Genomic DNA, 12,185 nt, shown 5'->3' on the forward strand with positions numbered 1-12,185 from the left:
TAGAGCAGCGCCATGGAGCGAGTTTCTTACGATCAAGTTCATCGTTTCGATAACAGCCCGCCCGCAAAGGCGGAACGTTTACGCAGGGAAGCCCGCGGCACGCCGCCTGGGGTCCGGCGTGACGAGTTGCTCCGCAGAGCGCGGCAAATTGAAACCACCTCCCAAGCGGAGTGGCTGAAATCTCCCGGTCTCCAGCCGCTGAAATAAGCTCAGGCCGAACGCCGCAAACAGGTGCATGGCTTCAGGGCCTAGATGATCGCGGATGACGGCCATTCGTCAGCCGCGTAGACATCCTCTGCGAGGACGAAGCCGCCGCGGTGCGCGGCAAACAACCAGTACAAGTTCTTGTTGTCGAGTTGTCGGACGGCGCCCTGAGCATCGCGATATTCACCTCCTATTCTTGAATCCTTTCTCTCATCGCGCGTCGTACTCTGATGGCTGCCAAGCTGGAAAAGGCCGAATTGGAAGCGAAGCTGGCGCGGTGCAGAGCACTCGCCAAGGAGTTTCGGAGCGGTTCTACGGCTGAGATGCTCCGCGACATGGAAGAGGAAATCCGCCCGATATCCGAGCGCTAAGCTCCCCGTTCAGGCCTTGTTGCTTGATTGATTCCTCAAGGTTCCCAATCGTGACCTGCGAAATCTGTAGCGTCCGTGAGACGGAGTTATCGGCTTACGAAACTGATGGCAGAATTTTGAGTTCGGCAGCGGCATCTCTCCGGACGCCACTATTTCTTTTTGCCGGCACCCAAGGTCGGCTGCCAGCCTCCGGTCTTCTGGCTTGGCGCCGCGGCAATCACCTTGATTTTCTCTTTCTTCGGTTTCTTGGCTTCCCGATTACCTCTTTGCTCGCCTTTGGCCATGTCGATCTCCCTGGGCTTGATGGTGATGCCGGAACTGAATGCCAATCTGGCTGGATACCGTGGCTCAGAGGCACGGCGTGTCCAGATCATATTTGACCTTGAACTTCGTGATGAGATCGAGCGTGCAGGCCCGATAGAAATTATCGCTTTCCGAGGCAGGTCGACTGACACTCGCGCTCCATCCATAGGCATCGTCAAATACAAACATTGTCATGCCCGAAGGCCAGGGACCGTGCAGGCGCCTTGCTTGCTCAACGATCATGTCCTGGAGTTCATATGCGGTTTTGAACGGTCTGGCGTTCATGGCCTGTCTCGTACCTCGTGTGAGCGCTTCGCTAAACTTCAAGCTGATCGAACTCGTCAGGCAACAGGATCCGGCCCCGGGGAGTGGATATCCTGACGTCCAGATAACCTTCCTGCAAAAGCTCTTTTGCCTTCTTCACGGCGGCCCCCGCCTCGGCACGGCAGAGATTGACGCGGCCAAATCGATTGCTGCCGCCGATCAGGTAATGCTGCTCGGTCGTCCTATCCATGCAGGATCGCCTCTGCCAGCCACGATGGAAGAAGAATTAGCGGGACAGCCAGCGGCGCCACACTCCAGTCGGCCAGGCGAAACCTAGACAACGCAAGTTCCCTCTCTCGGCGGACGGAGTCATCGCCGTCAGTCACCGAGAGACGCCGTGGGAAGCGCGGTGATGATCCAACCCTAGGCTTACGACCGAAGGATAGCGAGCGCTAAAACGCCACACCACGATCGCGAAAGCATCCTGGGAGGGCCGCTGTCGTGAACGACGCCGTCAGCAGCAAGCCGGAGGCGGCCGCTCGAAAGGCCTTTCCGGCCGCTGACCGCTCGAAACGGCTACGAAGCCATCGAATATAAGGCGCCAGCTGCCTTACTCGATCGAATGCGGCCGGCCGCGGAGAAGACGATAGCTAATTGTCGCGAAAGCGCGCACCCTGCCACCATGTCCGAACAACATCATCTCGTCGCGCGCAGATCCGCTGGGCTGCGGGCATGACCATGCGCTCCCGACGGGAAACGGTTCATTTCAAGCACCCGTTCCGCATCGAGGGCATCGACCGGCAGCTCGCACCGGGAGCTTACGAAATCATCTCTGATGAGGAGATGATCGAGGGCCTTTCGTTCCCATGCTTTCGGCGCGTCGCCACCATGATCATGGTGCCCGGTGCGCCGCCGCAACGCTCTACGATGGAAATGGTCTTGATCAGTCCGGCTGATCTGTCCCACGCCCGACGCATCGACGCGAGCACGCCGCATGAGTGAGTCTCCGGTCGATCTCGACAAGCATCGCGGCATGGCGGAGCGGAAGGCAACCGATATCCGTCGTGCGCTTGCCGAAGTCGAGGCCAACGCGAAGCTGTTGCGCGACAAGCAGGCCGTCGGCGAAATTCAGATCCTCGCTGCGCCCGCCACATCGTGGCCCGAAGCGGCAGCCAAGGCGTCTTATGCACTCAATCTCTATTCGGCCGATCTCGCACCAACCGACACGCATAACCGCGACCTCGTGGCCGCCGTACTTGCGGACCTTACCCGACTCATGGGGGAAGGCACCTGAATCAACCGATGTTCGGGCTCAACAAGCGAACGCTCAATCCGGCTCGTTCCAAGCAAGATCGAACGACCCAACTGAAAGCACCTGATGCAAAATCTGTCGCCTCGTCACGTCAAGGAAGAAGAATCGCTTCGTCTCGGGGTGGAGTCCGGCTGGTACTCAACCAAGATCAGCGGAACCTTCGTCTCGGGCCCGCACTCTTCCGAAGCAGATTGCTTGCGCAGGATCGCCGAAATCGCTCCGCCGCCGGTAACGAAAAGGAAGAGTTAGGCGGAAACGTCGGCGGATGGATCGTTCCATTCGGCGAGGAGAACCTGACGACGCTGGCGCACGGCAGCATTCGTGGTTCTGAAGACGACCGGATGGTGCTGTTGCTTTCCATGATGGATGGTACCAGGGAAGTGCCTCGTGCCGCCGGTGCTTCAGCCGTAGATGATCTGGAGCAAGTGCCGCGAACGCCCGCAAGTGCAGTTCGCGCGATTGCGGGACCGGGGCTAACGCCGGCGAAACACACGATCGCGCTCCCGAGACGATGGCGCTGCGACCTTCTGGCTGGAGACAAAGAACGCGCTGTACAGCATCACGACAACGGTCTACCGTCCAACGACAAGGTGGCAGTTGTTTGCCTTGAAGCTGTCCATGAAGCGGTGACGTCCGAAGTCGCTGCTCGTCGTCGTAGCGACAGCTGGAGTGCCATCGGAAGGCGCAATCTCATAGGCTGGATAATTTTTGCTAAGCGCGGATGCAAGCGGCACCCGCGGCTGCGAACGCGCCTCTGCGCGCAAATAAAAAAGGAGACCATCATGAGAATACCCGAAATTCTGCAGGGCGAGGCGCGGACCCGCTTTCTCCAAGGTATCGCTTTCGGCGCTGTTGCGGCGATGACGATCGGATTTATGTGGGGTGGCTGGGTCACCGGCGGCACTGCCAGAACCATGAGCGTAATGGCAGAGAGCAGCGGTCGGATGTCTGTCCTGGTCCCGTTGTGCGTCGCGCAGTTCACGGCGGTTGACGGCGCCGTCGCCAAATTCAAGGCGGCGGGCTCATATTCAAAGGACAATGTCATCGGCGAATTCGTGAAGACCGTTGCCTCCACGAGCATGGATTATTCATTCGCCCGGGCCTGCGCAGCTGGCGTTGAAGCTGAACTCTCAAAGACGGCCGCAAAGAGCTGAGCGTCGGTTCGCCAAGCTAGGACTCCAGCGAAATGAGCGGTCAAAAGTCCGGGCGGCCTTTCTATCTTGTATATTGCTTGTTGGCAGTAATCCTGTTCGGCTGTTATGCGCTGCTCAGTGGCTTTCAGGACGACAACTCCGCAACCATGGCCCCGAATCTGACCTTCAATCGCTGACGTCTCGCGCGCTTTTTCCTTGGGGACCACACCGGCACGCCCGGCGTGGGCAAGTGGATCCGCTGCTCTTTTGTCTCGACGGGTATGCAGGTCGCGGCGGAATTTGGAGTGCAGAACCCTTGTGCCTTGGTCGTTCGATTCATGGTCTTCGCCTAATTGATATAGATCAGTCGCCATGACGACGCCTGCTCGACGCTCATCGAGAGCGGCTGGTCAGCGTCATAGCAGAACTTGACGCGCCAAATCCCGCCGCGATTTCGATGAGGCTCAACCGCGGGAAGATCGGGCAACCCGTTCTGGAACAGCAGCAACGACAAACTGGTTATCAAAACCGCCGGCCGAGCCGATCGGATGTCCTCGGCGCCAAGTCTGACTCAATTAGGCTCTTGCGTCCCTGCGCGCAGACGCATCGAGTTGTTCCCAACACGGCTTCGTTTGATATTGGCGCCGGACTTTGATTTCGTGGCAATGCATAGTAGATCGTCAGCAAGCTTGCCTTGCTGCCGCCGCCCCTGTGCGCCCGCCAATTCGAGCCGGGACTTAATCTCTCGCCGGAACTGATCTGTTGAAACCATGCCACATCCGATTAGCCGAAATCCTTTCCGAAAAGGGATCGGCTGGCCAGGGTTACGTATAAGAACGTCCTCGTCGATTCGGACATCAGGGCTTCAAACCACAGAGAAACGCCAGCTTAAGTATACAGCTAATGGAGCAAATTAACCGACGCCGTCACCTCGCTATTAAGCGAGCGAGTTCCGTCAGCTAACGCGCGCATAGCGGCACTTTGTCCGACTTGGAAGCGCCGGAGAAATAGTACTGACCTGTTCGGCGGCGCTCCCGACTTCAAATTCCAGGTGAGTGATAATGTCCGACTCTCAACACACCTTGACTGCAATTAGGCGTCCGCGCTGTCCTCATTCCAGGCGAGGATGATGTTAGAGCGCGTTTCCCAAGGTCCCATTGGATTCGAACATCGATTGTTTGAATGCCCCAGATGCAACCGCGTCGAGACAACCGTGTTTGCCTCCGACCACTCCAAATCAAAAGCGCTCGGATGGCTCTCTGGCGAGCTTGGACGATCCAGAGTTACGACGAAATCAGTGAGGGGAAGTTGATTTCGAAGTCAGCGGAGGGAGGTGGCTAAGGTCGCTTCAGTCGGCGTCCGTAATCCTTCCCTTTCCCGCACAGGCCTCGCACTTCACCGGGTAGATTTTGTGAGTAGCCAGCGCTGGCTGCTTCACCTTCTGGAAGCCCGTGCCGTTGCAGGCCGCACACGTATGCTCTCTGATCTTAGGCATCATGGTAACCTTTCAGACCGTCTTAGTTGGCGACCGCATTTCCTGGCGTATTGCTCTACGGAATTAGCTCGGTATCTGCTAGTTAGGAAAGCAGCTCAGTACCAAATCACGACGAACGAGCGCCTCGCCAGGTCTCCCACGTCGTCTCGGCTGATCATGTCAAGTGTTCGTTTCAAAAATTTGCGGCGACGAGATCGTAGGAGCCCCGGCTTCCACGGACGTAAACCTTCGCAGCCGCCGCGCATATCGCATCACGGTTGCCATCGAATGCGTTCAGGAAACTGGACTCGTCGGGGCGGGCATCTGGTTGAATTCGCCTCAATGCGCCCTCGTCTATGAAGAATGTCGCTTCCAGCGCGCTATCGTGCCCCCAAAACCGCACGGCTCGCCGGGTCTGGTCATACGAACGGCTGTGATTTGGAAACTCAATCATGGATTTGCTCCGATCACGTTCTTGCCGACGAACCATCCAGATGCCTGGCCAAATGGACGGCATGGGGCTTGCCCATGCCGTGCATGATCGTTGGCCGACAATTGAAATCATCGTGGTATCGGGGCAGTTGAACCTGTCCGACCTCGATCTTCCGCCCCGCAGCAGATTTTTCAGCAAGCCACTCAATGCCGGGGAATTGATCGCTGGAATGCGCGACATGATCGGCCATGCCTGAGACACCAGCGTTTCACACCGAATACGGCCTAGATCGCTGATTGCGCGGAACCCAACAGCCGAAGATCAGTGCGGTACCCAAGCCATGATGATATCGTCTCGGCCATGCCTAAAGCTGATCCACGCCCCACAACCGGCGCAACACCATTCCAGCCCGATCTGGCGGCAGAGAATGTCAGCCTGCGGCTGCTGCTCGCGCAGGCCGAGATCAATGCACGGAACTTGCTTGCCACGGCGGGCATCGACGCCAAGGAGCGTGAGGGCGGATAAACTGCAGAAGCTGATCCTCGAGGAACTGCACCACCGCATCAAGAACACGCTCGCGACCGTCGGCACGATCGTCTCGCAGAGCCTGCGTGAGCTGCCAGCCGCTGAGCACGCGCAGCACGCCATCGAGGGCCGACTGCTCGCGCTCGGGCGGGCACACGACCCTCTTCTGCAGGCAAGATGGAGCAGCGCGAATCTTGCCACGATCGTCCGTAGCGCCACCGAAGCCTTCGACAATCCCAAGGAGCCGAAATTCTCGATTTCGGGGCCCGATATCCGAATGACGTCGGCTGCCGTCATCGCCATCGCAATGACGCTCAACGAGCTTTGCACGAACACGACGAAGTTTGGCGCCCTATCGGTCCCGAAAGGGCGCGTCGACATCAACTGGACGCTGGATCAACAGGCGCAGCGCCTGCACCTCACATGGACCGAGAGGAACGGTGCCGCAGTTCGTCCGCCGAAAAGCGCAGCTTCGGGACACGCTTGATCGAGACGCTCGGCAAGCAACTCTGGGGTGACGTGCAGCTAACCTATGAAAAAACCGGTTTCGTCTATACATTCGACGTGCCGATCGCTTCGCTGAAGTCGGCCACGGCATAAGCCCGCATTCGGGCATTGCGAAGCCAGATCGCAACCTGCATTCGTTCGGACTGCTACGATCCGTCAGGAACGGTTTGGCAAGCGATCAATGACGTGGTGATTTGTCACTGGAGCTCGTTATTCGACCCGTTGATCCCCATATACGTAACTCCATCCTCGTCCTCCATCAGGATTGGTCGGCGCGCGGAGATCTCCAACGAAAGGAACGCGGCATGTTCAGATCTCAACAGCACCGCGAAAAGGCAGCCGCATACGGCGAACTGATCAAGCGTTCGAGCGGTCAAAGCGAAAGCGACAAATTTCAGAAACTAAGGGATCGCCACTCGGCGCTCGCCGACAACGAGCAGGGACTGGCCGATAACTACGATAGCGCCGTGAACGCAGCGGAACACGATGGCGCGCGCGGCCTGGCCCTTGCGGCCGAAGAAGAGCACGTTTTGCGATGTCTCGGCGCAGCCATCATCATGCAATGGAGCGCGCTGCCGAAGACCATGCAACGTGAGATCTTCGACACCGCCGCATCGGTCGGAGAGTTATTGGAGACGGCTGCGCTTCGCGGGCAGATCGCCCGCTTTCTGCACAAGCATAAGAATCATGACGGCCGCAATAAGACTCATGCCGGCCGCAAAAAGGCTTCGACGGAGGATGCGCATCGCGACGCGAAATCGCGCGCAGTGGCTCTGTCGCGATGGGACGATGAGGGAGGCGCAGTCCCCGACGGACTGCCGAGGTGAACCAACGTCGGCAACAGGAGGATTCCCCATGTCACGTAAAAATATGTCACTGACAAAATTCGCCATCGATGACGGCCCGCACAACATGGACGGGCTGCGGCTTCTCGCGCGGGACGGAACTGAGCGGGTCGAAGCGTTCATAGGCCGGAAGGTGATGGACATCTGGGTCGAATCCATCGAGCACCGGGGAGGACGGCAGAGTCTGTTCCGCGATCAGTACAACGCGTTAGGCAAGCGCAACCTTGCGGCGATCGAGCGGATCGTGAACGCGAAATACCAGCGTGGCGCCGCACTCAACCGCCAGCACCCTTATGTCGAGGTGCTGTTCTCGGATATCACGGAAAGCGGCGAGGCACTGGACCTGGGCGGCCTTGTACGCCTGCCCTTGCCGCCGGAGTTTATCAGGCTGGGTTGAGCCGGATCAGCCAAGCGGCCCTTACGGCGTCTGGCAGGATCGGAGCGGCACTTTCGCCGCTGTGTCATCAGCACCAGTCAGCCGCTTCGCGTGATCCGGTCTAGGTAAAACCAAACTATCGCGACAACTTCGAAAGGACCAACGATGAAAAAAAGAGTTCTCTCGCTTGACGAAGCCAAGCCGAAAAAGGCAATGCGCGCCGACCGGCCTCCGACAGAAGGCTTCGTGGCGGTTGTCGACGGCCATTTCAAGTCAGAGTTTGACACCGTCGAGGCTGCCGAAGCATCGGCGCGGAAATTGAAGTCGGCTTATCCGATGCTGCAGATCGAAATCTATGATGCCGCCAACAAGGTCCACACCTCGTTGAGTTAGTCTCCGGCCCGGTGCGGCGATCACCTTCACGCTTGGCGTCGAGCCCCCTATTTCACGCCCACTCCCTGCGGCGTGAATTCGTGGACCGAGGAGCAGAACTCGCAGTCCACCCACCACCTTGTCGTCCCTGACCATCTCGGCGCGGTCCTTGGCCGCAAAGCTTTTCAGCATCGACGACACCGCATCGCACGAGCATTGCGCGCGAAAGGGAAGCGAGAGAAACGGATGTTCATTTGGGGTGCGAGATTCCCATTCCCGCTCGATCGTCAAGGCGGTCAGTTTGGAGGGTCACCGGTAGCGTCGACACCTTCGTGCTGAGTTTCGTCTTCACCGGTAGCATCAAGGTGGCAGGCTCGATCGCCGGCGCGGAGGCGATCACGAAAATGATCCTCTACTATCTTCACGAAAGGGCCTGGTCCTTCGTTCGTTGGGCCCAGCAAGGACAAGCCGGTGACGGCTCCAGCTAACCTGATCCGCTAGTCATGGGATAAGCTGCTGGCGATCTTCCTCAGACGGTTCGTCAATCATTTTCGCGCCCCGTTCAGCACTGAGGCTGTCGCATGCTCTTCATCAGGTTCGTAAGCAGGGCTGTCCAAGCAATCTTTCGCCTATGTTGAGCAGCGTCGGGGGCGCCCGAAGAAGGATGTACTCTCGAAAGCAGTCATCCGCCCGGCGCTCTGGATAAACTTGGTCAGGGCGCCCGTAGCTGGACTTGGCCCATCGCCCAGCCGCCTACATTCTTCAAAGAAAATCAATCCGTCCCGGCGGTTAGACCGGGATTGTGAGTGACTTATAGTGAAAGTGGTTGCGGGGAGGCGCAACCACCGATGCCGACATCCGGTTCAGGTGGCGATCTAACTAATTGGCCACACTTCGCTTTCTGCATTCAACCTCGATCGGGATGAGCTTTGCCCACGCTTCGGTCGTTTGATCTCTCCTCCAAACCTGCGCTCGCAGCTACGGCTTGCGCCGGGACTAGGAGAAACATCGGGGGATATGCTGGAAGGTCAGTGTCGCGCGCCAGCCATTGGCCGCCGGCCGCCGAAGCGATCCGATACGCTGGAAAACAGCGCGATGGCCGAGAGAGTGTCAGTCAACCTCCATTGAAAGACAAAGCATTTTTGACCTTCCTGGATCAAAACCTACCGTTTGAGCTACCGCCGAAGCGATCAGTGCTTCAATCCGGAATTCGACGTAATGAAGGCGGAAGCCCTATCTCGCGAGCCCAGCTATGTCGCGGCCATCGCATTCTCGAGAGCGGGAGATCGTGAAGCGACGACTTCAGCAACGCCAGGCTGAAAGGCGGGACGCCTCCCGGGAGGCCGTCCCGCAGTTTCGGTCTCTGGTGATCAGAGCTTGCCCTCAGCGACCAGTTCGCGGGTCCGCTTCAACGTGGACAGCAGAGCGGCTTTGTAACCCGTGTCGCTATCGAACTGCGCCTGCTCGGCCTGTTCTTCTCGGCCGAAAGGCGTCTTGCCGCGTAAGCCGGTGTAGCAATAGAACTTCAACTGCAACGCGCCCGCCTCGTCCTCGAAAAGCTCGTTGATGATGGCACCTTCGCGCGGACCGGTGGCCTGGAAGAAGGTGACCTTTGTCTCCGGCTCGAGCGCGATGATCTCACGCAGATCGTCACCTGCGATCGTGGCTTCACGCACGATGTGCTTCGCACTCTCCTCCACGACCTCGCAACGGGTGCAGAGGTTGGGCGGAAGAAACTGTCGGGCGTCGCGGGCTTTGAGAACCAGGCCGTTCCACACCTGCGCGCGGGTTAGCGGTGTCGCGCCTTGCGGATTCACCACGGTGGCGGTCGAATAGATCATGGTCGTGCTCCTTGTTGTCGTGGCTGAATTTCGCCGCTGCCGTCACGCAGAGGCTGTGATTTCGGAAACGAAGTCACGATAGGACCGCAAGGGGCGGCCCAACAGCTTCGTCAGACGCTCGACGTCGCCGGCCTCAGGAACCATTCCCTCGGTGAGGAATCGCTCGCTCATCACCCGCATGTCGAAGGCCATCCAGCTCGGCATGAACTGCCTGAGGTTCTTCTCGAACCCGGCGGTGTCGTCGCCGGGATAAGTAATCGTACGGCCCAGCACCTCCGACCAGATGGCGGCGGCATTCGCGCCCGTCAGCGTGTCGGGACCAACGAGATTGAACCGTTCGAGCGGAAGTGGCGTGGCGGACTTCTCACGGCGGAGGAGTTCGATGGCCGCGATCTCACCGATGTCGCGGACGTCGATCATCGCGAGTCCCTTGCTGCCGATCGGCATCGGGTAGATGCCGTATCCGGTCACTACGTCCTTGATCGTGAGTTCGTTGTTCATGAAGTACGCGGGGCGCAGGATGGTGGCCTTGAAGCCCATCTGCTCGATCATGCGCTCGACGCCGAACTTGCCCGCGAAGTGCGGCACGTTCACGTAGAGGTCGCTGTGGATCACCGAGAGGTAGACAATCCGCTCAATACCGGCTTCGCGGGCAAGGTTGAGCGCAGTCAAGGCTTGGGTGAATTCTTCCGCCACCACGGCATTGAGCAGGAATAGGGTCGAGACCCCTGAGAACGCGCTCCGAAGCGAGTCGACGTCCAGGAGATCGCCCTTCAAGACATTGACGCTCGCCGGGAAGTTGGCCTTTGCGGGATCGCGGACGAGGGCGCGGACATCGGCACCACGCTTGACGAGTTGTTCGACGACTTGGCGGCCGACATTGCCGGTTGCGCCGGTAACGAGGATGGTCATGGGGATCACTCCGGATTGGGGTTAGAAGACACACCCGCAAATTAGTGATCCACGCTCGCGCCGATAGACGTTATATTAGGACAGACCGTCTCATTGGTGGAACACATGGATCTGCTTGCACTCGCCGATTTCAACCTGGTCGCGCGTCACGAAGGATTTGGACGGGCCGCCCGGGCTGCTGGACGTCCGAAAGCGACCCTCTCCCGCCGGGTGTCCGAACTGGAAAGCAGCCTCGACTTGCGCCTGTTCGAGCGAGGAACGCGCGCACTGAAACTCACCCAGGAAGGTCAGGCGCTTTATGAGCGGACAGCAGCATTGCTCGCCGAGCTCGACGAGACGGTGGTGGCGATCGCGTCAGGCGGGGAGAAGCCGCGAGGCAGCTTGCGGATCAGCGCGCCTCTGCTCTTCTCGCAGACCGCGATGGGCAAGTTGGCCGCGGCATTCGCGCTGAAATATCCGGAAGTCCGGCTCGAGGTCACGACGGAAGACCGCGCCGTCGACATGATCGAGGAAGGCTATGACCTGGTTATACGGGTCAATCCGGATCCGGATGAAGGCCTCGTCGGACGAATCTTCCTGCGCGACCGGCTTGTGGTCGTGGCGAGCCCTGCCCTAAGCCGTCCCAAAGCAGGTTTCGCCGTTCCGGCCGTGGTGCGCGGCGCGAGCGACTTGACCTCCGCCTGGGAAGTGGTGGCGCCACGCGGAAGGTCGCGGATCACGATCGATCCGGTACTTCGCCTCACGGGCATCGTCATGGTCCGCGATGCCGTCCGCGCAGGCGTGGGCGTTGCGCGCCTTCCCGTTTCGCTGGTGAGTCACGACCTGACCGCCGGCAAGCTTGTCCGCTGGGGTGATGTCGACGGACCCGAGATCGCGATCTGGACGCTATACCCGTCCCGCCGACTGTTAAGCGCTCGCGTGTCAGCGTTCCTGGATTTTCTCAAGCATGCCTTCCCCTCGGGGACGCCCGAGGAACTTGCCGCCTTCATCGATTAGCACAAGCGCTGAACCTCCGGCCCGAGAACAGATGCGACCGAGCCGATAAGAAGCGAACGCGGGGCAAAGCGCGCGTCGACTGGATGTGAGGTCAGGAGTTGGAGAAGTGCTCGACCAGGTTTGAGCCCGGTTGCGAGCGTCGCGAGGCGATAGGGGCCGGATTAGCCATCATGTCCGCTCAGGGCCAATTTCGACCGAGTCCACGAACGTTGCCTACCATTTGATGTCCGCTTTACTCCAGAAGCGACCGAATTGCTGCGGCGCCACGAAATGACGCGAAGGGCCAGAAGCGGAAATCGCGGGCTATTCCGACTGCA

The 12,185-nt window shown here is 59.2% G+C and carries 17 protein-coding genes and 2 pseudogenes; 11 read left to right on the forward strand and 8 right to left on the reverse strand.

The window, feature by feature from the left end:
* Window positions 1-724 precede the first annotated feature (724 nt).
* The 3 genes from V1278_RS25730 to V1278_RS25740 form a co-directional block, all read right to left on the reverse strand.
* Window positions 725-859 (reverse strand): hypothetical protein, encoded by a 135-nt coding sequence (locus tag V1278_RS25730; protein WP_334382612.1) that lies wholly within the window; start codon window positions 857-859, stop codon window positions 725-727.
* Between the two features lie 64 nt (window positions 860-923).
* Window positions 924-1,163 carry a hypothetical protein gene (locus V1278_RS25735; RefSeq protein WP_334382613.1) on the reverse strand — a complete coding sequence of 80 codons (240 nt, stop codon included), beginning with the start codon at window positions 1,161-1,163 and terminating at the stop codon, window positions 924-926.
* A gap of 31 nt (window positions 1,164-1,194) precedes the next feature.
* Window positions 1,195-1,392 carry a hypothetical protein gene (locus tag V1278_RS25740; RefSeq protein ID WP_334382615.1) on the reverse strand — a complete coding sequence of 66 codons (198 nt, stop codon included), beginning with the start codon at window positions 1,390-1,392 and terminating at the stop codon, window positions 1,195-1,197.
* Window positions 1,393-1,874: 482 nt separating this feature from the next.
* Here V1278_RS25740 and V1278_RS25745 point away from each other — a divergent pair, with 482 nt between their 5' ends.
* The 4 genes from V1278_RS25745 to V1278_RS25755 all read left to right on the forward strand — a co-directional run bounded on the left by V1278_RS25745 (window position 1,875) and on the right by V1278_RS25755 (window position 3,608).
* Window positions 1,875-2,144 (forward strand): hypothetical protein, encoded by a 270-nt coding sequence (locus tag V1278_RS25745; RefSeq protein WP_334382616.1) that lies wholly within the window; start codon window positions 1,875-1,877, stop codon window positions 2,142-2,144.
* Window positions 2,137-2,436 (forward strand): hypothetical protein, encoded by a 300-nt coding sequence (locus V1278_RS25750; protein WP_334382617.1) that lies wholly within the window; start codon window positions 2,137-2,139, stop codon window positions 2,434-2,436. The genes V1278_RS25745 and V1278_RS25750 overlap by 8 nt, the downstream gene beginning before the upstream one ends.
* Window positions 2,437-2,520: 84 nt before the next feature.
* Entirely contained in the window at window positions 2,521-2,703 is a 183-nt protein-coding gene (locus tag V1278_RS37035) for a hypothetical protein (RefSeq protein ID WP_442893737.1), read from the forward strand.
* On the forward strand, window positions 2,646-3,608 hold the full coding sequence (locus V1278_RS25755; protein ID WP_442893736.1) for a hypothetical protein: 963 nt from the start codon (window positions 2,646-2,648) through the stop codon (window positions 3,606-3,608). The genes V1278_RS37035 and V1278_RS25755 overlap by 58 nt, the downstream gene beginning before the upstream one ends.
* A gap of 328 nt (window positions 3,609-3,936) precedes the next feature.
* Here V1278_RS25755 and V1278_RS25760 read toward each other — a convergent pair whose 3' ends face one another.
* Together V1278_RS25760 and V1278_RS25765 are read right to left on the reverse strand one after the other, a co-directional pair.
* Complete coding sequence (locus V1278_RS25760) at window positions 3,937-4,101, reverse strand: hypothetical protein (RefSeq protein ID WP_334382619.1); 165 nt, start codon at window positions 4,099-4,101, stop codon at window positions 3,937-3,939.
* 1,153 nt (window positions 4,102-5,254) lie between these two features.
* The gene (locus V1278_RS25765; protein WP_334382620.1) at window positions 5,255-5,515 is read right to left on the reverse strand and encodes a DUF1488 domain-containing protein; all 261 of its coding nucleotides are present in this window, start codon (window positions 5,513-5,515) and stop codon (window positions 5,255-5,257) included.
* 52 nt (window positions 5,516-5,567) lie between these two features.
* Between V1278_RS25765 and V1278_RS25770 the strand changes: the two genes are divergently transcribed.
* From V1278_RS25770 to V1278_RS25790, 5 genes and pseudogenes are all read left to right on the forward strand, one after another.
* The gene (locus V1278_RS25770) at window positions 5,568-5,750 is read left to right on the forward strand and encodes a hypothetical protein (RefSeq protein ID WP_334382621.1); all 183 of its coding nucleotides are present in this window, start codon (window positions 5,568-5,570) and stop codon (window positions 5,748-5,750) included.
* 104 nt (window positions 5,751-5,854) lie between these two features.
* Window positions 5,855-6,619 (forward strand): annotated as a pseudogene (locus V1278_RS25775) (sensor histidine kinase).
* Between the two features lie 101 nt (window positions 6,620-6,720).
* Window positions 6,721-7,353 (forward strand): hypothetical protein, encoded by a 633-nt coding sequence (locus V1278_RS25780; RefSeq protein WP_334382622.1) that lies wholly within the window; start codon window positions 6,721-6,723, stop codon window positions 7,351-7,353.
* 43 nt (window positions 7,354-7,396) lie between these two features.
* On the forward strand, window positions 7,397-7,768 hold the full coding sequence (locus V1278_RS25785) for a signal transduction histidine kinase (protein WP_334382624.1): 372 nt from the start codon (window positions 7,397-7,399) through the stop codon (window positions 7,766-7,768).
* 144 nt (window positions 7,769-7,912) lie between these two features.
* Complete coding sequence (locus tag V1278_RS25790) at window positions 7,913-8,140, forward strand: hypothetical protein (protein WP_334382625.1); 228 nt, start codon at window positions 7,913-7,915, stop codon at window positions 8,138-8,140.
* A 47-nt stretch (window positions 8,141-8,187) separates the two neighbouring features.
* Here the strand turns inward: V1278_RS25790 and V1278_RS25795 are convergent.
* Window positions 8,188-8,353: pseudogene (locus V1278_RS25795) on the reverse strand (Hsp33 family molecular chaperone HslO); the annotation flags it as partial.
* Between the two features lie 98 nt (window positions 8,354-8,451).
* Here V1278_RS25795 and V1278_RS25800 point away from each other — a divergent pair.
* The gene (locus V1278_RS25800; RefSeq protein WP_334382626.1) at window positions 8,452-8,607 is read left to right on the forward strand and encodes a DUF2061 domain-containing protein; all 156 of its coding nucleotides are present in this window, start codon (window positions 8,452-8,454) and stop codon (window positions 8,605-8,607) included.
* Window positions 8,608-9,489: 882 nt separating this feature from the next.
* On the opposite strand, the gene V1278_RS25805 is transcribed toward V1278_RS25800, so the two are convergent.
* Together V1278_RS25805 and V1278_RS25810 are read right to left on the reverse strand one after the other, a co-directional pair.
* Window positions 9,490-9,960: an AtaL-like protein gene (locus tag V1278_RS25805; protein ID WP_334382627.1), complete on the reverse strand. Its 471-nt coding sequence runs from the start codon at window positions 9,958-9,960 to the stop codon at window positions 9,490-9,492.
* A gap of 42 nt (window positions 9,961-10,002) precedes the next feature.
* Window positions 10,003-10,872 (reverse strand): SDR family oxidoreductase, encoded by an 870-nt coding sequence (locus V1278_RS25810; RefSeq protein ID WP_334382628.1) that lies wholly within the window; start codon window positions 10,870-10,872, stop codon window positions 10,003-10,005.
* A gap of 105 nt (window positions 10,873-10,977) precedes the next feature.
* Between V1278_RS25810 and V1278_RS25815 the strand changes: the two genes are divergently transcribed.
* Window positions 10,978-11,868: a LysR family transcriptional regulator gene (locus V1278_RS25815; protein ID WP_334382629.1), complete on the forward strand. Its 891-nt coding sequence runs from the start codon at window positions 10,978-10,980 to the stop codon at window positions 11,866-11,868.
* Window positions 11,869-12,185 lie beyond the last annotated feature (317 nt).

Source organism: Bradyrhizobium sp. AZCC 1577, from assembly GCF_036924575.1.
In the GTDB taxonomy this organism is placed as follows: domain Bacteria; phylum Pseudomonadota; class Alphaproteobacteria; order Rhizobiales; family Xanthobacteraceae; genus Bradyrhizobium.